Annotated in this window: 15 protein-coding genes; 14 read left to right on the forward strand and 1 reads right to left on the reverse strand. The window is 42.2% G+C overall.

The genetic code is table 11. The features are described from left to right. Positions 1-76: 76 nt before the first annotated feature. The 12 genes from BJR36_RS16440 to BJR36_RS16495 all read left to right on the forward strand — a co-directional run bounded on the left by BJR36_RS16440 (position 77) and on the right by BJR36_RS16495 (position 18,490). A complete protein-coding gene (locus BJR36_RS16440) occupies positions 77-913 on the forward strand; it encodes a deoxyribonuclease IV (RefSeq protein WP_091236374.1) in 837 nt (278 codons plus the stop codon). A gap of 248 nt (positions 914-1,161) precedes the next feature. After that, positions 1,162-4,707, forward strand: coding sequence for a pyruvate:ferredoxin (flavodoxin) oxidoreductase (nifJ, locus tag BJR36_RS16445; protein WP_091236376.1), 3,546 nt, complete (start codon positions 1,162-1,164; stop codon positions 4,705-4,707). Positions 4,708-5,000: 293 nt separating this feature from the next. Further along, positions 5,001-6,572, forward strand: a complete 1,572-nt coding sequence (locus BJR36_RS16450; RefSeq protein ID WP_091236378.1) for a glycoside hydrolase family 43 protein — start codon at positions 5,001-5,003, stop codon at positions 6,570-6,572. A gap of 251 nt (positions 6,573-6,823) precedes the next feature. Then, positions 6,824-7,177 carry a hypothetical protein gene (locus tag BJR36_RS16455; protein ID WP_091236379.1) on the forward strand — a complete coding sequence of 118 codons (354 nt, stop codon included), beginning with the start codon at positions 6,824-6,826 and terminating at the stop codon, positions 7,175-7,177. A 227-nt stretch (positions 7,178-7,404) separates the two neighbouring features. After that, positions 7,405-9,018 (forward strand): DUF3502 domain-containing protein, encoded by a 1,614-nt coding sequence (locus BJR36_RS16460; RefSeq protein WP_091236381.1) that lies wholly within the window; start codon positions 7,405-7,407, stop codon positions 9,016-9,018. 9 nt (positions 9,019-9,027) lie between these two features. After that, positions 9,028-10,227: a hypothetical protein gene (locus BJR36_RS16465; RefSeq protein ID WP_091236382.1), complete on the forward strand. Its 1,200-nt coding sequence runs from the start codon at positions 9,028-9,030 to the stop codon at positions 10,225-10,227. Between the two features lie 40 nt (positions 10,228-10,267). Continuing rightward, entirely contained in the window at positions 10,268-11,197 is a 930-nt protein-coding gene (locus BJR36_RS16470) for an ABC transporter ATP-binding protein (RefSeq protein WP_091236384.1), read from the forward strand. 1 nt (position 11,198) lies between these two features. Beyond that, entirely contained in the window at positions 11,199-13,478 is a 2,280-nt protein-coding gene (locus tag BJR36_RS16475; RefSeq protein ID WP_091236386.1) for an ABC-2 transporter permease, read from the forward strand. Positions 13,479-13,719: 241 nt separating this feature from the next. Continuing rightward, entirely contained in the window at positions 13,720-15,603 is a 1,884-nt protein-coding gene (locus BJR36_RS16480; protein ID WP_091236387.1) for an FAD-dependent oxidoreductase, read from the forward strand. 2 nt (positions 15,604-15,605) lie between these two features. Next, positions 15,606-17,216 carry a phytoene desaturase family protein gene (locus BJR36_RS16485; RefSeq protein ID WP_091236388.1) on the forward strand — a complete coding sequence of 537 codons (1,611 nt, stop codon included), beginning with the start codon at positions 15,606-15,608 and terminating at the stop codon, positions 17,214-17,216. 160 nt (positions 17,217-17,376) lie between these two features. Next, complete coding sequence (locus tag BJR36_RS16490) at positions 17,377-17,796, forward strand: iron chaperone (protein WP_091236390.1); 420 nt, start codon at positions 17,377-17,379, stop codon at positions 17,794-17,796. 109 nt (positions 17,797-17,905) lie between these two features. Then, positions 17,906-18,490 carry a YdeI/OmpD-associated family protein gene (locus BJR36_RS16495; protein ID WP_091236392.1) on the forward strand — a complete coding sequence of 195 codons (585 nt, stop codon included), beginning with the start codon at positions 17,906-17,908 and terminating at the stop codon, positions 18,488-18,490. Between the two features lie 180 nt (positions 18,491-18,670). Here BJR36_RS16495 and BJR36_RS16500 read toward each other — a convergent pair whose 3' ends face one another. Beyond that, positions 18,671-19,060 carry a bacteriohemerythrin gene (locus BJR36_RS16500; RefSeq protein WP_091236394.1) on the reverse strand — a complete coding sequence of 130 codons (390 nt, stop codon included), beginning with the start codon at positions 19,058-19,060 and terminating at the stop codon, positions 18,671-18,673. Between the two features lie 512 nt (positions 19,061-19,572). On the opposite strand from BJR36_RS16500, the gene BJR36_RS16505 reads away from it, so the two are divergent. Both BJR36_RS16505 and BJR36_RS16510 read left to right on the forward strand, forming a co-directional pair. After that, entirely contained in the window at positions 19,573-20,028 is a 456-nt protein-coding gene (locus tag BJR36_RS16505) for a hypothetical protein (protein WP_091236396.1), read from the forward strand. 98 nt (positions 20,029-20,126) lie between these two features. After that, positions 20,127-20,288, forward strand: a complete 162-nt coding sequence (locus tag BJR36_RS16510; protein ID WP_091236398.1) for a DUF4177 domain-containing protein — start codon at positions 20,127-20,129, stop codon at positions 20,286-20,288. Positions 20,289-20,386: the final 98 nt, after the last annotated feature.

Genomic DNA, 20,386 nt, shown 5'->3' on the forward strand with positions numbered 1-20,386 from the left:
GCCGTAAGCAGGCAGCAGGCAGGTAATACAGGCGGCAGCGGATTCCCGCAATATAGGACTAATTAAGGAGAAAGTTATGTTAACAATAGGTTGTCACTTATCATCATCAAAAGGATACACAGCAATGGGAAGGCAGGCCCTGGAAATCGGAGCCAACACCTTTCAGTTTTTTACACGAAATCCAAGAGGCGGCAGGGCAAAGGACATTGACGAAAAGGATGTAACGCAGTTTCTTGAGCTGGCAGGAACGAATGGAATCGACGTCATACTTGCCCATGCGCCCTATACACTGAACGCATGCTCCGCTGACGAAAAGATCAGGGAATTTGCAGTTCAGACAATGGAGGACGACCTGAAGCGCATGGAGTTCACACCGGGGAATTTTTATAATTTCCATCCGGGAAGCCATGTGGGACAAGGCGTTGAAACCGGCATCGACTATATTTCGGGGATGCTGAACCAGCTGCTGAAGCCGGAGCAGACGACGGTCGTTCTGCTTGAAACCATGGCGGGAAAAGGCAGTGAAGTCGGCAGCAGGTTTCAGGAATTGAAGGCAATCCTTGATCAGGTCGAAAGACAGGAGAAAATGGGAGTCTGCCTGGATACCTGCCATGTCTATGATGCCGGGTATGACATCGTGAATGACCTGGACGGAGTGCTGGAAGAATTCGACCGGGTCATAGGGCTTGACAAGCTGAAGGCCATCCACATGAACGATTCCAAAAATCCTTTCAGCAGCCACAAAGACAGGCATGAAAAGATAGGAGAAGGCTCCATTGGAATTGAGGCGATGGCGAGAATTATCAACCATCCCAAGCTGAGCGGGCTGCCGTTTTTTCTGGAAACGCCTAATGAAATCGATGGATATGCCCGGGAAATAAAGGTGTTGAAAGAGCTGTACCAGGAAGCCTGATTATCCGGAAATCTGCGTTGTACGCGAAAAAGTACAGTCTGAAAGCCTGCCGGGAGCAACCGGCATTTCCGGATAAAACCCTCTAACCCCCGTGTTTATGGGCTTTCACGGAAACAGGGACGGAATTTGACGGCCAGTGAAACAACCTTCAAAACGGGCTTAAACCTTTACAAACCCTGAATTTAGTGATAGAATTAACGATGATAAAAAGGAAATTACGACCGTTATAAAATAGGAGGAAATTTGAAATGTCTAGATCTAAACAATCAATGGACGGCAATACGGCGGCTGCTCATGTAGCGTATGCGTATACTGAAGTTGCCGGTATCTATCCAATCACACCTTCAAGCCCAATGGCCGATTTTGTTGACCAGTGGTCTGCTGAAGGACGTGAAAACATTTTTGGCAACCAGGTTAAGGTTGTTGAAATGCAGTCTGAAGCAGGTGCTGCAGGAACAGTCCACGGTTCTCTTGCTGCCGGAGCTCTTACTACAACATTTACAGCTTCACAGGGTCTTCTTCTGATGATCCCCAATATGTACAAAATCGCTGGTGAACAGCTTCCTTGCGTATTCGACGTATCTGCTCGTACAGTAGCATCCCACTCACTCAATATCTTCGGTGATCACAGTGACGTTTATGCTTGTCGTCAGACAGGTTTTGCTATGTTAGCTGAAACAAATCCACAGGAAGTTATGGACTTAAGCCCAGTTGCACATCTTGCTGCACTTGAAGGTAAAGTTCCATTCATCAACTTCTTCGACGGATTCCGTACATCCCACGAAGTTCAGAAAATTGAAACATGGGATTATGCTGATCTTAAAGAAATGTGCAACATGGATGCCGTTAAAGCTTTCCGTGCACATGCATTAAATCCGGAAAAACCAGCAATGCGTGGTTCTCATGAAAATGGTGACGTTTTCTTCCAGCATCGTGAAGCATGTAACTCAGTTTACGATGAATTACCAGCTGTTGTTGAAAAATACATGGCAAAAGTAAATGAAAAATTAGGAACAAACTATGATTTATTCAACTACTACGGAGCTCCAGATGCAGAACGCGTTATCATCGCTATGGGATCTATCTGTGACGTAGCTGAAGAAGTTATCGATTATTTAACAGCAGCAGGCGAAAAAGTCGGTCTTGTTAAAGTTCGTTTATACCGTCCATGGTCACCTAAAGCCCTTCTTAAAGTAATTCCTGCAACAGCTAAGAAAATCGCTGTTCTTGACCGTACTAAAGAACCAGGCGCATTAGGAGAACCTCTTTACCTTGATGTTGCTACAACACTTCGTGAAGCAGGAATGAACGATGTAATCGTTACAAACGGCCGTTACGGACTTGGATCAAAAGATACTCCTCCTTCATCAGTATTCGCTGTATTTACAGAATTAAACAACGATGCTCCTAAATCACGTTTCACAGTTGGTATCGTAGATGATGTTACGCACTTAAGCTTACCAGAAGTGAAACCAGCTCCTATCACATCTGCTGCAGGTACTGTAGAATGTAAATTCTGGGGTCTTGGCGGTGACGGAACTGTTGGTGCTAACAAGAACTCTACTAAGATCATCGGTGATCACACAGATAAATACATCCAGGCATACTTCCAGTATGACTCAAAGAAGACAGGCGGTATCACTATTTCCCATCTTCGTTTTGGCGACAAACCAATCAAGAGCCCATACTACATCAACCAGGCTGACTTCGTAGCATGCCACGAGCCTTCATATGTCCTTAAAGGATTCAAGATGGTTCAGGATGTTAAGCCAGGCGGAATCTTCATGATCAACTGCCAGTGGACAGACGAAGAACTTGATTCAAAATTAAATGCTGCTGCAAAGAAATACATTGCAGATAACAACATTCAGTTATACACAATCAACGCTATTGATAAAGCAACTGAAATCGGTATGGGTAAACGTACCAACACTATCCTTCAGTCAGCATTCTTCAAATTAGCAAACGTTATGCCAATCGCAGATGCAATCGACTTCATGAAATATGCTGCTAAGAAATCTTACGGCAAAAAAGGCGATGCTATCGTTGAAATGAACTACAAAGCAATCGACGCTGGTGTGGACGCTCTTCATAAAGTAGAAGTTCCAGCATCATGGGCAAACCCAGAAGCAGATGCTCCAGAAGCAGATCTTGCAGGACGTCCTGAAACAGTTAAGATGGTTAAAGAACTTATGAATCCTATCGCATTGATGGATGGTGACAGCCTTCCTGTATCTGCATTCGCAGACATTGCTGACGGACAGTTCGAACTCGGTGCTGCTGCATACGAAAAACGTGGTACTGCTGTAAACGTTCCAGAATGGGATGCTACAAAATGTATCCAGTGTAACCAGTGTGCATTCGTATGTTCACATGCTACAATTCGTCCATTCATGCTCAGCGAAGATGAAGTGAAGGCAGCTCCTTCAAACATCAAACTTGCAGACATGAAACCAAAAGCTGGCGAATACAAATTTACAATGAGCGTAACTCCTCTTGACTGTATGGGATGTGGAGAATGTATCACAGTTTGTCCTGCAGCTGCTATCAAGATGGTTCCTCAGGAATCACAGCTGCATGAACAGCCAGTATTTGACTACTTAGTTGCTAACGTAGGCAAAAAACCTGGAATGCCAGCTGATACAACTGTTAAAGGATCACAGTTCAACCAGCCGCTCCTTGAGTTCTCAGGAAGTTGTGCAGGATGTGCGGAAACTTCTTACGCTCGTCTAATCACTCAGCTTTTCGGCGAACAGATGTATATTTCAAATGCAACAGGATGTTCTTCAATCTGGGGCGGTCCTGCTGCAACTTGTCCATATACAGTAAACAAAGACTCCAAAAAAGGACCAGCTTGGGCGAACTCCTTATTTGAAGACAATGCAGAACATGGATTTGGTATGTACCTTGGACAGAAGACTCTTCGTGACCAGGCTATTGCTAAACTTGAAAAAATGGCTGCTTCTGAAGAAGCACCTGCAGAACTTAAAGCTGCTATTGCTAAGTTCATGGAAACAAAAGACATCACAAGAGAAAATGCCGCAGCTGCAGATGCAGTAGTAGCTGAACTTGAAAAAGGCGAAGCTGCAGGATGTGAAGTTTGTGCAGAAGTTCTTGAAAAGAAACAGTACCTCGCTAAGAAATCCGTATGGGTATTCGGTGGCGACGGATGGGCATACGATATCGGATTCGGTGGACTTGACCATGTACTTGCTTCAGGAGAAAACGTAAACGTATTTGTATTCGATACAGAAATGTACTCAAATACAGGTGGACAGGCATCTAAAGCTTCAAACATCGGTGAAGTTTGCCAGTTTGCTGCTGCAGGTAAAGAAATTGGCAAGAAGAGCCTTGCTGAAATCGCTATGAGCTATGGTTACGTATATGTAGCACAGATCGCTCTTGGCGCTAACCCTGCACAGACTGTTAAGGTCATTGCAGAAGCAGAAGCTTATCCAGGACCATCATTGATCATCGGATATGCACCTTGTGAACTCCACGGAGTTAAAGGTGGAATGAACCACTGCCAGGATGAAATGAAAGCAGCTGTTAAAGCTGGATACTGGAACCTCTTCTCCTTCAACCCTGCTCTTAAAGCAGAAGGAAAGAATCCGTTCACATTGACATCTAAACCAGGTGACGGATCATACCAGGCATTCCTGAACAATGAAACACGTTACACTCGTTTAGCTCGTTCATTCCCGGAACGTGCAGAAAAACTTTTCAGCGAATCTGAAAAAGCTGCAAACGAACGTTATGAACATCTGTTAAGATTAGTAGAGCTTTATAAATAATTTATAGAGATCCAACTGCATATGCAGGAAAAAAGCACGGACAGCCGAAAGGCTGGACGTGCTTTTTTTATCTTATAGCAAAGTTCGTTCTATGAGATAAAAAATGCTCCGTATGGAAGCGCATTTGCGCGATGGGAGATGATGTTAAAACGTTGTAATTATCCGCCTCATCATCTTATCAAAAGTCGTATTTTGAAAAAGATAAAACATAGTATTTATATGAAAATATGGATAGAATAAAGGCAGAAAGCAAACAGCCAATAAATAGGAACAAAAAACAGAGGAGATATCAGATGATTAATAACAGCACATATTACAATCCGATCCTGCCGGGATTCTATCCGGATCCGAGTATCGCCCGTGCGGGGGAAGACTATTATTTATGCACCTCCACATTTGAGTTTTTTCCAGGCGTGCCGTTATTTCACAGCAGGAACCTGGCAAACTGGGAACAGATCGGACATTGCCTGACCAGGGAATCCCAATTGCCGCTGGAAGGCGCATTTCCGTCTACAGGCATTTTCGCCCCAACCCTGCGCTATCATAATGGAAAGTTCTATATGATCACGACCAACATGACCCAGCTGATAAAAACAGGAAAGGGGAATTTCATTGTTCAGGCTGCAGATCCGGCAGGAGAGTGGTCGGAGCCTGTATGGATAGAACATGGAGGAATTGATCCTTCGCTTTATTTTGAGGGAGACAAAGCATATTATTGCGGGACAGGATTTGATGAAAAGGGACAGGGAATCGTGCTGTTTGAAATCAATCCTGATACGGGGGAAATCCTTTCTAAAAAGAAGACCATCAGTTACGGATGCGGAGGGAAGTGTCCGGAAGCGCCTCACATATACAAAATCAACGGTTTTTACTATCTGCTTCTTGCAGAGGGCGGTACGGAGTACGGACATATGGTGACGATACAGCGTTCGGGGAACATCTGGGGACCTTACGAACCCTGCCCGGACAATCCTGTTCTGAGCCATCGTGATTATAATGACGCACTGGTCCAATGCGTCGGCCATGCTGATTTGCTGGAAGACCATAACGGAAACTGGTGGATGGTCTGCCTCGGGGTCAGGCCCATCGGACCGCATCTGCATCACCTGGGAAGGGATACGTACCTGGTACCGGTTGAATGGAAAGACAACTGGCCTTATCCGGCTACCCCGAAGGTGACTCTTGAAATGCAGGGCCCGCTGCCTTCAGAAGCTTTCGAAAGGAGTTCGAATTTCCATACTGACTTTGAAGAAGACAGACTTCCGCATGAATTCAATTATATTCGGAATCCGAAACCGGAGGACTATGTCTTGGACTGGAAGAACAGCCGGATGATTCTGAAAGGGGAAAAGAAGGGACTGAGCGGGGGAACCCATTCACCGACATTCCTTGGTATCCGTCAGAAAGAATTCTGGACAGAAACGACCGTCCGCCTGAATCTGGAGCTGGCGGCAGGAACCATAGCGGGACTGACTGCCTATTATATGGATACCCATCACTATGAAATCCGTGTCGTGTCAGGAGAAAGCGGATTAATGGTCGAATTGAATAAATGCATATATGACCTGGAAGGCGTGGCTGCATCCCATGCAATCCAGGGGAAAATGATTGATTTAAGGATTCAGTCGACGAAGGATAAATATCTGTTCTCGTACAGTCTGGACGGAGGGGAGTTCACTGCAATCGGGGAAGGGCGGACGGCTGGCCTGGCTACTGAGATTACAGAGGTCATGACATTTACAGGCACCTATATTGGTATTTTCGCACAAAACGGTATGGCGGAATTTGACTTTTTTGATTCCACGTGGATAGATACAGCGGCGGGAAATGAGTTGGAAGAGAAAATGATGTATCCTGATTGTTAAGGGATTATATAGAAGCAGCTGAGAAACTTGAATTGGTTTCCTGGCTGCTTTTTTGTGCAAGTTTAGATAATGCAATGGTTTGTTTTGAGTGGAATTGCTCATACTTGTTTTTGTAATTTAATAAAAATAATTACAAAATAGTTTTATATATAAAAAATGCATAAAAATTTGACATTTGACATTTGTAAACTTATAATTCTGGGTATTCGGGGTGCGGTATAAACATATAATGTATAAAAGGGGGATATAAAATGAAAAAGAAAATTTTAATGGGCTTTTGTGCGATAGCATTATTTGCAAGTTGTACTTTGGGAACGGTATTTGCAGGAAGTGGTTCGAATTCTGTAAATGGGTATAATATTTTGGTAACTTGTAATAATAATTCAACAAGTCACTCTGTAGTACCACAGCGTGGCCAGGCTTTTCCAATTGGTAAAGGCAGCGGCAATTATACTGTGGGGGGAATTGTCAGGACCTTATATACTGGCGGAACATCTTATCAGTCTTATTGGAATGGAAGTATTTATCTTGATAACAATAATTGCCACTTTTTTTCAGCTACTACATCCAGTAATTATGGTGGACAGGCTACAGCATACTATTAAAAATCGTTTTAAAGTAAAATTTAATGTAACTATTCAGCTCTCCTGTCATACGAGGTGCTTTTATGCTTAATTTGCATAAAAACCAGAGACATGGGTGCGCCAAATTGCTGATTTTGCAATTTGTGTGCATCATATGTGACTGTGAGGGACATGGTCCTGAATAGTTACAATTTAATTAATAATAGCGCACCCTGAATAGAATATTTTAATCAAACGGAGGGGTAAAATTGAAATTGAAAAAAACTACAGCATTGTTATGGTGTATGATACTTTTGATATCAGGAACAACAGGATGTACCAGGGGAAAGGAAGCAGCAAAAACAGATAGAAAGAAAGAAAGCAAAACTGAAATTGTCTGGAGGGTACACCTTCCAATCTCTGAAAAAGACAAAGAAATTATTCCAGATAAAGAAAGCTGGAGTAAGCAGATCGATAAGATCCTTGAAAAGGAAAATAAGAATTATAAGGTTGAGGTGGCTTTTTTTTATGATCCAGATGATGGGGAGCCTGCTGACCTTCCGTTAAAATTTTTAAAGGAATGCAGGGATAAGGGCTCAAAAACAGATGTTATAACTGTCCTTTCAGGTCGCACTAATATGGCAGATATTAAAAACAGTATAAGCATGTATTCTACCTGTGCTGAAAATGATATTTTTCTTCCACTGGATGAGATTCTTAGTTCAACAAAGGGGGATAAGATAAGAGCTGTAATCCCTAAAACAGATCTTGATTATTCCAAAATAAATAATATTATATATGGGCTTTCAGCTACGCAGCCCACGTATATGGGAACTGCATATTCAAAGGATATCCTGGATCAATGTAATATACAAAAAGAAGAACTGTCCCAGAATATATTTGAAAATGAAGAAATCTTAAAAAAAGTAAAGACCATAACAGGCATTGCGCCTTATAGAATCTACTCAGCCTATTTTGTTCCAGAGGTTCTGGGTTACTGGATACAACAGCCGTGTCAGACCTTAGGATATGGACCTGATCATAAGTTTATTAATGTTACTGAAACAGAAGAATATAAGCAATATATCAATAAGTTGTTCAACTGGAAGAAAAGCGGACTCCTTGATACCATCTGTGATAAGGAAAACGGTATCGAAGGAACCGCCTTTGCAACTTCTTTAAATATGTATGGATTAGATAATTATCGAACAGAGCCATATGAGATAACAATTCCTACTGGAAGTAAAGAGGAAACTTTTTATATTATTCCTGATACAGGCTTGCCATATATGGCACCTTATTTTGGTGATAACAAAGTGGGGATTTCTTCCTGGACTAAAAATAAAGAGTATGCTTTTGACTTTATGGAAGAACTGCTTACTAATAAAGAACTTGCCAACTTCCTTCAGTTTGGAGAAGAAGGAAATGATTATAGTCTGAATGGGAATAACCAGGTCAAGTTGAATAAACAGTCTTCTAATGTGATAACCCGTCATTTTGGTTATCAGTATACCAATCCCCTAATTACCCTGCCAACTGAAGCAATGTCCAGGGATAAACTGGCCTATGCCAGTGGATTTCAGGAGAAATTCTATGGCTCACTTCCAAAGGGGTTCCGTTTTGATTTCATTTCACTGGCAAAGGAAATACAGGATTGTAATAATGTATACAAGCCTTACACTACAGAAAAAACGGGAGGTATTCCTAATCCTACAGCTAATCAGCTCTTTTCCCTGAACTGTGAAAACGTGGAGCAGACTATTGATGAGCTGAACCGTCAGTTACATTCAGCGGGTATCGATAAGATAATAGAGGCTGCGAACAAACAACTGGATGACTGGAAGGCAGCAAAAGACATAAGTTCTGTAGCTGATTCTAAGTAAGGAGGCAGTATGAAAAAACATATAGGGCATAAGCTCATCTCTTTAGTCTGCATCAGTTTATTTATGACCCTTTTATCAGGTTGTGGCAAGACAAACCAGGCTGCAAAAACCATAGAGACTGGAAAAGATGATTTCTTTGTTTCAAATCTTGAATCTGTTATTAAAAGCCAGTCTGGTACCTACCACCGCAATCCGGAAGGCTTTCTTTATTTTTTTGACACTGCCTCTGAAAAGGATGTAATTGTTTGTAATAAAGCAAATTGTAAACACAGTTCATGGAATGAAAATACCCCAGCTGAAGAAAAATGCAATGCCTATATTCCTTCAGCAGCTTATCTGACTGGCTTTGTTATTAATAAGGAACTATACATATTTGAACCTGATCTGACGGATACCGGACAGAGCATCCTTCTGGTCAGATCCAATCTGCACAGGGAGGAAAAACAGACTGTTGCAAAAATAAAAGCACAATTTATACAAAGTTATGCTGTTAAGGGTGAATGTCTTTATGTAACAGGAAACTGTGGAATAAAGGAAGAAAAGGATGGCATTATCACAACCGGGAGAGAAACTGCTTCAAACCTGTATAAGGTGAATTTAAAAACAGGTGAAACAACAGCTTTATTAAAAGATCAACTAAATTACAATGGGGGTATGGAGGTATTATCTGCAAGGGAAAATGATATCTACCTTAATTATAATTTTTTTGAAAAGGAATTTGATGGTACTAATTTTAAAGAGGCTATACATCATAATGAATTTTACAGATATAATATAGAAACCGGAAGTTATGACAGGGTTTTTGAGGATTTCGATGATTATTATATATATGATACGATATCATACAATAATAATATTTTTATGATGTTAAGATCATCACAAAAAGATAATGCGGGAGAAGAACCAACATGTATTCTGGCTAAATATGATTCTGATGAGGACAGGCTGGAGAAACTTAAGGAATGCAGTGAGGGCGCTTTTCTGCTTTCAGACAGTGCCATATACAAAGAAAAAGGTAAGGATAATTATTCCTATATGAAGTATGAAAATCAAAAGAGCCGGGAATTAAAGAATCTGGATCTAAATGCTGATTTCATCGTTGATGCCGGGGATTATGTTTATATTCAGCATAATAATGACATGACTTATTCCATGATGTCAAAAGATGATTTTTACGCAGGAAGGAAAAAGGAAATAGCCATACATTAACTTGATTTTTCAAGTTTACTTAATGGACTGGAGGCAGACAATGGTTTTAGAAATAAAAGATATTAAAAAGAATTATGGGAGGAAAACAGCGTTAAATAATGTGAATTTAACGCTTACACCTGGTATTCATGCACTTCTTGGACCTAATGGTGCAGGAAAAAGCACCCTGATGAACCTGATCACAGAAAATCTCATTCCTGATAAAGGCAGTATCTATTATGACAAAAAAGAAATTCATTCCATGGGGAAGAACTATCGTTCAATTCTGGGATTTATGCCACAGCAGCAGGGGCTTTATGATAATTTTACTGCCTATGGATTTTTGTCTTATATAGCTGCACTGAAAGGGATGGATAAAAAGACGGCTGCATCAGAAATACAAAGAGTTCTGGCCCTTGTTAATCTTTCGGATAAAGAATCGGATAAAGTAAGTTCATTTTCAGGTGGGATGAAACAGAGACTTCTGATAGCACAGGCAATCATGAATGATCCGGAAATTTTAATCCTGGATGAGCCTACTGCAGGACTCGACCCCAAAGAAAGGATCAGGGTCCGGAATATTGTATCTGAAATCGCCAATGAAAAGATCGTAATATTTGCGACACATGTGGTTTCTGATATAGAGCATATTGCCAGACAGGTAATTCTTATAAAAGACGGGAATATTTTAAAACAACTTGAACCATCTCTTCTGGTGGCTGAGTTAAACGGTAAAGTTTATGATCTTAAGATTACAGAAAATAATCTGAATGAAGTAAAAGATACATTTATAGTAAGCAATATAAGTCAGGAAGGAAAATATTTAAATGTAAGGATAATATCGGATATAGAGCCGGCAGGTTATTCTTACAGAAGGGTAACGCCAAACCTTGAAGATGTATACCTGTATTACTTTGAAAATAATTATAGTTCTGGTGAAAGCAGTTGTGATCCTGGTGATAGCAATTCATACTTGCAGGTGGAGGGCTAAGGTGAGATTATTTTTTAAGGAATCCCAAAAAACATTTTTACGCTGGTCTTTTTTTGTTGTACTGGCACTTACTGTATTTTTGAATTCAGCTATGCTCATGACAAAAGAAGCGGATTATGGACTACCTTCTTCTGTCTGTAATAAAGCCTGTGAGTATATATTTTCCTTGCCGGAAGATAAACGCATTGACTTTATTATGGAATATTCGAATCAGGTAAAGACAGAAGCTCCTGTTAAGACTCATAGTTTTACGGATAATTCTGTCTATGAACAGCTGCTGGCGACTAAACTGGAAACAGAGGCTTTGCAGATAAAAAATTATCCTGCATATATTGAAGAAATAGAGGCACAGGCAGAACAGTCGGAAATCTCGATTTTTCAGGATAGTTCTGATTTTTCCAGAAAAAATTTTGCGAAGGCAGCCAGGGCGTTTGCTCCTTTTAAGGAGGTCACCCTGACTTTTAACAACAGCCAGGCTTTTTATGATATGACGAGCTTTCATATTACAGATGTATTTATAATCCTGAATTTATTTTTTATAATTGCATGGATGACCATATATGAAAAGGAAAAAGGGCTTTATAAACTTTTAAGAAGCACAAAAAAAGGCCGTTTCCAGCTGATCCTGACAAAACTGGGACTAATCATACTGTCATCTTTCTTTTTGACAATCATATTCTGGGGTTCTGATTACATAGCTGCCTGCTTAAAAAACGGAAGCATAAATCTTGAGGCTCCTATACAGTCCATAAGGGGCTTTGACGGTTCAGCCTTATTATTAAATGTAAAACAGTATTTGATTCTCTTTTATCTGTGCAAATTCATGGTATATATGGTGACAGGATTCTTTATCTTACTGACAGCCTTAAAATCAAAATATACGATAGGTATTTATGTATATAGTTTTATCCTTTTCGCTACAGAATTTGCCTTGTATTTCTTTATTGATGGAAACTCAGGCTTACAGCTTCTTCATTATATCAATATAATTCCACTCGCAGATGTTAACTCCATTTTTCGGTTTTATTTCAATCTGAATATTTTCCAAATTCCGGTAAACATTATTCCGGTATCATTCTTGTTTTTGATTATCCTGACCATTTTGATTTTCACTTTAAATATAGTTACTTTTTCATCTGACAAATGGGACAGCACTGTAAGATACTTAAGGAAAACAAATAAGAAAAAGGCAAGGACCCCTGTCGTGAACCTGTTTGTCCATGAAAATTACAGACTTCTGATTGGGCAAAAAGGCCTTCTTCTTATTCTGCTGCTGATCTTAACTGAAGGCTGGATCTTTTCGCAAAAGCCTGTCTACCTGGGAACAAATGAATATTATTATAGAAATTATATGCAGGGCATTCAGGGGGATATCACAGATCAAACAGACGGGTTCATTATATCTGAGCAGAACAGGATAGAAAAATATGAAAAGATGCTTACAGAAGCACAGATAAAATATCAAAACAATCAGATTTCAATGGAGGAATTTTCAGCTGTTAATTTACTGGTATCTAATAATCTTGAGAGCAGGGATGGTTTTCAAAGGGTGGTAGCACAATATAACTATACAAAAGAGAATAATTTACCCCTTGTTTATGATACCGGTTATCTGAACCTTTTTGGTCTTGGGTATGATTCATATAGTACTGATTTTGTACAGGCAATTATCATGATTCTTTTTATGGTATTTATATTTGCGGAATATTTTTCGAAAGAATATTCCACAGGTATGATAAAACTTATTACTACGCTCCCATTTGGGCGAAGAAAGCTTCTCAGGGTAAAACTTGTACTATGTTTTTTCATTACTCTTTTAGTTTATTTGATCAGTTATCTGCCAGAATTATGGCATGTTGGAAAGGTTTATGGGTTATCGCAGATTTTTGCTCCGGTAAGATCAATCCCTGCCATGGCTTCAAATAAGCTGGCTTCCCTGTCAATAGTTTCCTTTCTTTTGATGATTTACGGCTATCGTTTTATAATGGCTGTATTAACAGCACTTCTGATCTTCGTACTGGCCGTAATGAGAAAAAACACCATTCAGGCAGCAACCCTGACTTTAGGTATTCTGACCCTGCCACTGTTCATTCATGTACTGGGAATTGACATAGCAGACTATTTTACATTAAATGGATTGTTTTCCATGAACCTGGTACTTAATGAATGGCCGGCCTTTGCAGTCATCCTGGTCATGCTCCTGCCTTTCGTTTTTATAGGATTTAACCTTGGATATCTCTTTAAAAGGGCTGGATCTGAAAAAGGAAACCCCAGATTTTGAATTTGCAAAATCTGGGGTTTGTTACGTGCTATATTTAGCGGGGTATCATTCTCTAACGGATTATCTTGCTAAGATTGCAGGTATTTGAATATGATGTTGATTGATTAATGTTAACAGTATATTATATAATTATATAGTCTGACAATAACAAAATAAACAGCAACGAGAAGCATTCACAAGTATTCCACAAAAGCGTGTGGAACACTGCCAAACTGAAATCGATGCAGGGAGGGTGACAGACATGAAATACGACGTGATCGTGATTGGGGCGGGACTATCCGGCCTGACGGCGGCGGCACTGCTTTCGAAAAGGGGCATAAAAACCGCTGTAATAGAGAAAAGCTATAATCCGGGAGGATCCTGCGGGACTTTCAAAAGGGACGGCATCACATTCGACCAGGGTGCGGCCATGCTGTACGGCTTTGGCGAAAAGGGGTTCAATCCCCACAGATTCGTGTTCAACTGCCTGGAAGAGCAGATCGATATGATCAAACATGACTGCCTGTACCGGGTCAACTACAGGGGCAGGAAAATTACATTCTGGCCTGATGCTGAGAAGTTTGCTGAGGAACTGGGCGAGTTTTTTCCATCAGAGAAAGAAAATATCAAGCGGTTCTACAGTGACCTTACCCGGATGTACCAGCATGTCATGGTTGAAAATCCGGTATTTTCAACCCCTGATGAAAACGATGGAAGGAATTCCCTGAAGGGGGTAGTGAGACATCCTTTCTCCTATGCCAGATTTCTGGGCTTTATGAACAAGAGCGCAAAAAGCCTGCTGGAAAAATATTTCGGCGACCCTGAAATATTCAAGTTCTTTGACAAGCTGACCTCGACCTACTGCTACACGACGGTGGAAGAGACGCCGGCAATCATGGCAGCAATCATGTTTGTGGACAACCATGTGGGCGGCAGCTTTTATCCTGCAGGTTCGACGGTGTTTCTGCCAGGCAAGCTGGAGAAGGTCATAGAGGAGAATGGCGGTACCATGCTTTTGGGCAGGGAAGCGGTCAGTATTCTGTTTGAGTCCGGGAATCCGTCAGGGGTGGAGCTGAAAGACGGCGAGACCCTCTATGCCGACAATATCATATATTCGGGAACGGTATGGAACCTTTATGGAAAGCTGATCGGGGAAGAGTATCTGTCAAAAGAGAAGATGGAGTGGGCCCGCAATATGGTCCCGACCTATCCCAGTGTCGTGCTCTATGCCTATGTGGATAAAGGGGTCATCCCTGAGGACACCATGCCTGTGGAAATGCTTGTGGGAAATCCGGACCAGCTTGATGAAAGCGAGGTCACGGCCTATATACTGAGCATCGACGACCGCACGCTGTGCGAAGAGGACGGCCATGTAGTGGCGGCTATTGGGCCCAGCTTTGAGAAGTGGGATCCGGAAAACACACTGGAATATAGCCAGAAAAAAGAAAAAGAAAAAATAAGGCTTCTGGGAGTCTTGGAAAAGAGATTTCCCGGGATCACCAATGGAGTCAGGTATGCGGAGGTTGCCACTCCTGCGACCATAGAGCGCTACACCAACAAAAACGGTGGCGCTGTTGCAGGCCCGAAGCAGATGCTTGGCCAGCATATGTTCAAGCGTATGCATACGAAAAGCGGATGGGATACCCTGTTCTGTTGCGGCGAGTCCACGGTCATGGGAACCGGAACCCCGGCTGTCACCGTTTCCGGGCTGTCAGCTGCCAATGCAGTGCTGAAGAAGCTGGGACGCGAGCCCTATATATACAGGCATGGCATGAAAAATTTCGTGAACATGATTGACAGGCCTTTTACAAAAGACAGGCTGTATGCCGGATATCCTGAGGCAGTCCGTGAGATCATGCTGAAGGCATCGAGATGCCAGTACTGCGAGCATCCGACCTGTAACGAGGGCGTGGAGCTTGATGTACGGGGGATCATGAGGAGAGTCACTGTCGGGAATTTCGTCGGGGCGCGGAGGCTGGCGGAGGAGTTCGAGGCTTGGCGCAAGGCGGAATTGAAGACGGATGATGACAGGGAAAAGGATAAAATTCTTGCGGAATGCGAGAAAAGATGTGTAGAAAATATCAGGCTTGGGAAACCGGTAGAAATCAGAGCGGTAATAAAATTTCTTTCGGGTAAGGAGGACTGAATATGGCGGGTGCGAGATATTATGATGTCATAGTTGTGGGGGCAGGGATTGCCGGATTAACGAGCGCAGCGTACCTCAGCAATGCCGGAGCCAGGGTATTGCTGTGCGAAAGAGGAACAAGTGTTGGTGGACTTGTAGGTTCCTTTGATTACAAGGGATATACCTTCGATCGGGGGATCAGGGCCATAGAAAATTCTGGAATCGTAAAGCCCATGCTGGAGCAGCTGGGAATAGACATGGAATTTTTGGAAAACCCTATTTTAATAAGGATAGAGGAGGATTCCGTGAGGCTCTCATCTAAAGAAAGCCTCGATGATTACCGCGCGCTCCTTGAACGGAAATTTCCGGGCAATGTTCGGGATATCAGGAAGATAACCGATGAGATAGAAAAGGTGATGGGATATATGGACGTGCTTTATGGCGTCGACAATCCCCTTTTCAGGGACCTGAAGGAAGACAGGGAATACCTTGTCAAGACGCTGCTGCCCTGGCTGGCCAGGTACCAGGTCAATATCCATAAGGCGATGAAGCTGAAAGCTCCCATCGGCGAATATCTGGCCGGCTTTACGGATAATCAGGCTTTGATTGACATCATAACCCAGCATTTCTTCAAAAACACGCCGTCTTTTTTCGCCCTGGGCTACTTCAGCCTCTATCTGGATTATAGCTATCCGAAGGGCGGAACCGGAACCTTTATCCGGAAGATGGAAGAATTTATCCAGGCGAAGGGCGGAACCATCCTGAAAAATACGGAAATATCCAGCGTCGATGCAGAGGCTGGGTCGGTCATGACGGCTGGCGGCCGTGAGTTCCGATACAAACAGCTCATATGGGCTGCCGACATGAAAAAGCTCTATACAGCCATAGACCTGAATTCCATAAAAAACAGGGAAGCGAAAACGAAAGTGGATGCCCAGAGGAAGCTTGTCAGGGAAAGGTCGGGGGGGGACTCCATTTATACCGTCTATATGACGGTCGATATGGACAGAAGCCTGTTCGAGGACGTGTTCGGGGCGCATATGTTTTTCACGCCGTCGGCAGAGGGGATGTCGAAACTTGATTTGCTGGATCCTTTATCGGCGGACAAGGATGAGATCAAATCATGGCTCGGCAGATACTACGACCTAACGACATACGAAATTTCCTGCCCTGCGGTAAGGGATGGCAGCCTGGCCCCACCAGGGAAAACCGGCCTGATCCTGAGCACGCTCATGGACTACGGGCTGGCTAAAATCATAAAGGAAAATGGCTGGTATGAGGAATTCAAGGCCTTCAGCGAGGACCATATAACGGCCCTTATGGACAGGACGATTATGCCGGGAATGCGGGACAAGGTAATCGATACATTTTCTTCAACGCCCATGACCATCGAGCGGATCACCGGAAATGCAGACGGCGCTATTACGGGGTGGGCCTTTACAGACAGCATTCCGGCAGAAAGCAGATTTAAGAAAATCAGGCGTTCCGTATATACCCCGATACCGGATGTCTTACAGGCCGGCCAGTGGTCCTTCAGTCCATCGGGACTTCCTGTATCCATACTGACTGGAAAGCTGGCAGCGGATGAGGCACTTAGGAAACTTTCCCAGGACAGGGGAGCTGAACAGTCATAGAAATGTTACAGAAAAAGTTACAGGAATAGTTGCAGAAATAGCTATAGAAAATAATTGCGGAAATAGCTGTAGAAGATAATTGTGGAAATAGTTGCAGAATTAGCTGCGAAATTTTATGGTGCCTGACAATGGTTCGGGCGTTAGAAACCGGAGGGAAATCATGGGAAATAGCAATGCGGAATACACGACAATCGATGAATATATCCGGCAGTTCGAACCTGAAGTCAGGGAAAAACTTGAAAGGCTCCGTGCCGTAATCAAAGAGGCAGCCCCGGATGCGGTGGAGAAGATCAGCTACCAGATGCCTACTTTCTATCTGTATGGGAACCTAGTGCATTTCGCGGCCTTCAAAACCCATATCGGATTCTATCCGGCTCCAAGCGGAATCGAAGCATTCAACGAGGAAATCGCAAAATACAAATGGGCCAAAGGCTCGGTGCAGTTTCCCATGGAACAGCCGATTCCCTATGAACTGATTGAAAGGATCGTCAGGTTCAGGGTGGCGGAGAATATCAGGATTCATGAGGAGAAGAAGAGCTCTGTACCTGCGGTGGTACCAGGTACTGTGAATGAATCGTGAATAAATTGTGAATATTATGTGAACAACGTGCGAAATTATCGTGACAGATTCAAGGCGCTACCGTACCCGATACGGTACCAGGTACCGAGGTAACAAGAAGGAGGCTGTCATGACAGATTTAAAAATCCCACTAGACTGGCTTGTCTGCCACAGCCTGCAGGAGTGGCATGACTGGCTGGCAGAAAACCACGCCAGCAATAAGCCTGTCTGGCTGAAGATAAAAAGGGCCGGATCCAGCGGCGACGGGGTTCTGCTGTCTGATGCGGTAAAGGAAGCCATCTGCTTTGGGTGGATCGACGGTCAGATGCGCAGCCTCGGAGAGGAAGGCTACATCGTGCGGTTTACGCAGCGGAGGCCTCATAGCATCTGGTCGCAGATCAATCGGAAGCGGGCCGAGGAGCTGATTGCGGCAGGCAGGATGACGGAGGCCGGTATGAAGGCGGTCCGCGAAGCCCAGGCGAACGGACGCTGGCAGACGGCTTATACCTCAAAGGAAAAACCGGAGATGCCGGAAGATATTGAAGCGGCACTGAAGGCGGTGCCCGAAGCGATGAAAAATTTTCAGAATTGGAGGAACAGCGACCAGCTGCAGGTAGTTGTATGGATAAAGGAAGCAAAGCGCCCGGAGACCAGGCGTAATCGGATCCGCAAGGCTGCCTCGGCGGCATGTGAGAATAAAGTATGGTTCCGGTAATAAAAAAACTGCTGGCAGATCATTTGCCAGCAGTTTTTATGTTATAGAAAAGTGAATCCTATGACACAAATGATGCACACAAATTGCAAAATCAGCAATTTGGTGCGCGCATGTCTCAGGTTTTTATGCAAACTCAGCATTAAAACGTTCGCGAGACAGGGGGTCTGAACAGTTGCGCGCCTATTTACCAATCAACAAATCTTTTTCAAGGATGTGCTGGACTAACCAGTCATTTAAAAAGGTGAGTATACTAAGGATAGCCTGTTCCTGATTTTCATCGATTGACTCAAGGTCAAATTCTTCTAATTTACTAATAAAAGCCTGATGTTCAATCTTCTGAGTAAATAAACGCTTGTATTGGATGGATTCCATATAAGCTTCTTCGTCTTTAAAATGCTGTTTCGCATAATCATTCAGACTATTTAAGATACTTAAAATGTAATCATACTTATCTGGCGTAAAATCATCCTGCATTAATTCATAGGCTTCGTTTGCCAATTCAAATAGACGAGCATGCTCAGTATCAACTAATTCGATTCCGGTAAAGAATTCAGGTTTCATCTCGTACATAATATTATCCTCCATATTTGTTATAAAGCAACTATTCAGGACTACGTTCTTCATAGTCACAGATGAACTGCACAAATTGCAAAATCAGCAATTTCGCGCAGGCATGTCTCGGGTTTTTATGCAAATTCAGCATAAAAACGCCTCGCGAGACGAGGGTTCTGAACAGTTACATTTTAAATATCATTATAAATTAGTTTAATTCTGTTGTCTATTATAAAGCATACTTTTTATCTAGGAATTGTTGCTTAACGTAACCATTCAGTCAGTCGGATAGATAAAGGAAGCAATCCGGGAAATAACTAATAATTCGGTTCAAATAGAGATTGACGAAACATGTAAGAAACTGGTAACATAATAGTAAGGTTTTAACAAAAATGGAATAAAAGACAAAACATAACATTGGGATTTGCGAAGGTGATAAGATGTGAACAGTTCTGTTCAATATAAGGGAATTCAACGTGGTTTTTTCGCTGAAAAATATTGCCATTCATAAAACCCGGAGGAGGTCAATGATGAGAAAAAACTTATGGTTAAAGTATTGCTTATACATCCTTGCACTAAATATAGTGGTATTTTCGAAGGAGTATGTAACTGGTAAACTTGAATTTTATTACAAAAGTACATGGGGGGCTGATGGCAGCTACCTTCTTTTAACTACTGTTCTGTTTGCATTTAATTTGGTTATAGGCATATTTCTAGGGTTAGGCCATTTCATTGGGGAAATCAAAAAAAATGGGAAGTGGAAAATCAACTTTCCTAAAATCGTATTGGTAGGATTGCCATCACTGTTCTTTTCTCTGACCTATCATATTGCATGCATCAATATCCCGTATGTGCAAAGTATACTTTTGAGATATACAAAACTCGGAATGAATTTCGTACCCGTTTTTCAAATTATAGCAGGGTATGTAGTTATTACCTGCCTATATAAATACTGCGGGATTTCTGAAGACGTTGAACAAGATTAAAAAGGTGAAAATTCACATTGCTAATCCAAGGGAAGTATTTTCGTAACCGCTACATGTTGCGTATTAAAAACCAAATAAATGAATGGGGGTAGATTTAAATGTATGAATACAAATTTGTCAGATTAGAATTAAAGGGATTTTTTGAGACAAAAACAAAACAAGACTATCACACTATAGTAGAGGGATATGCAACGGAAGGGTGGAGACTGGTTCAAATATTAACTCCGCCAACAGGTCCTTATGTGTTTATTGTAAAATGAAAATGGTTCTTCCTCACATCTTCGTACAAACCTAATCAGGCTCGTACATAAGTTTTGCAGCTAAAAGCTTTTGACTGCATCGACCATACATTGTGCGT

It is taken from the genome of Anaerobium acetethylicum (assembly GCF_900096945.1).
Classification (GTDB): Bacteria; Bacillota; Clostridia; order Lachnospirales; family Lachnospiraceae; genus Anaerobium; species Anaerobium acetethylicum.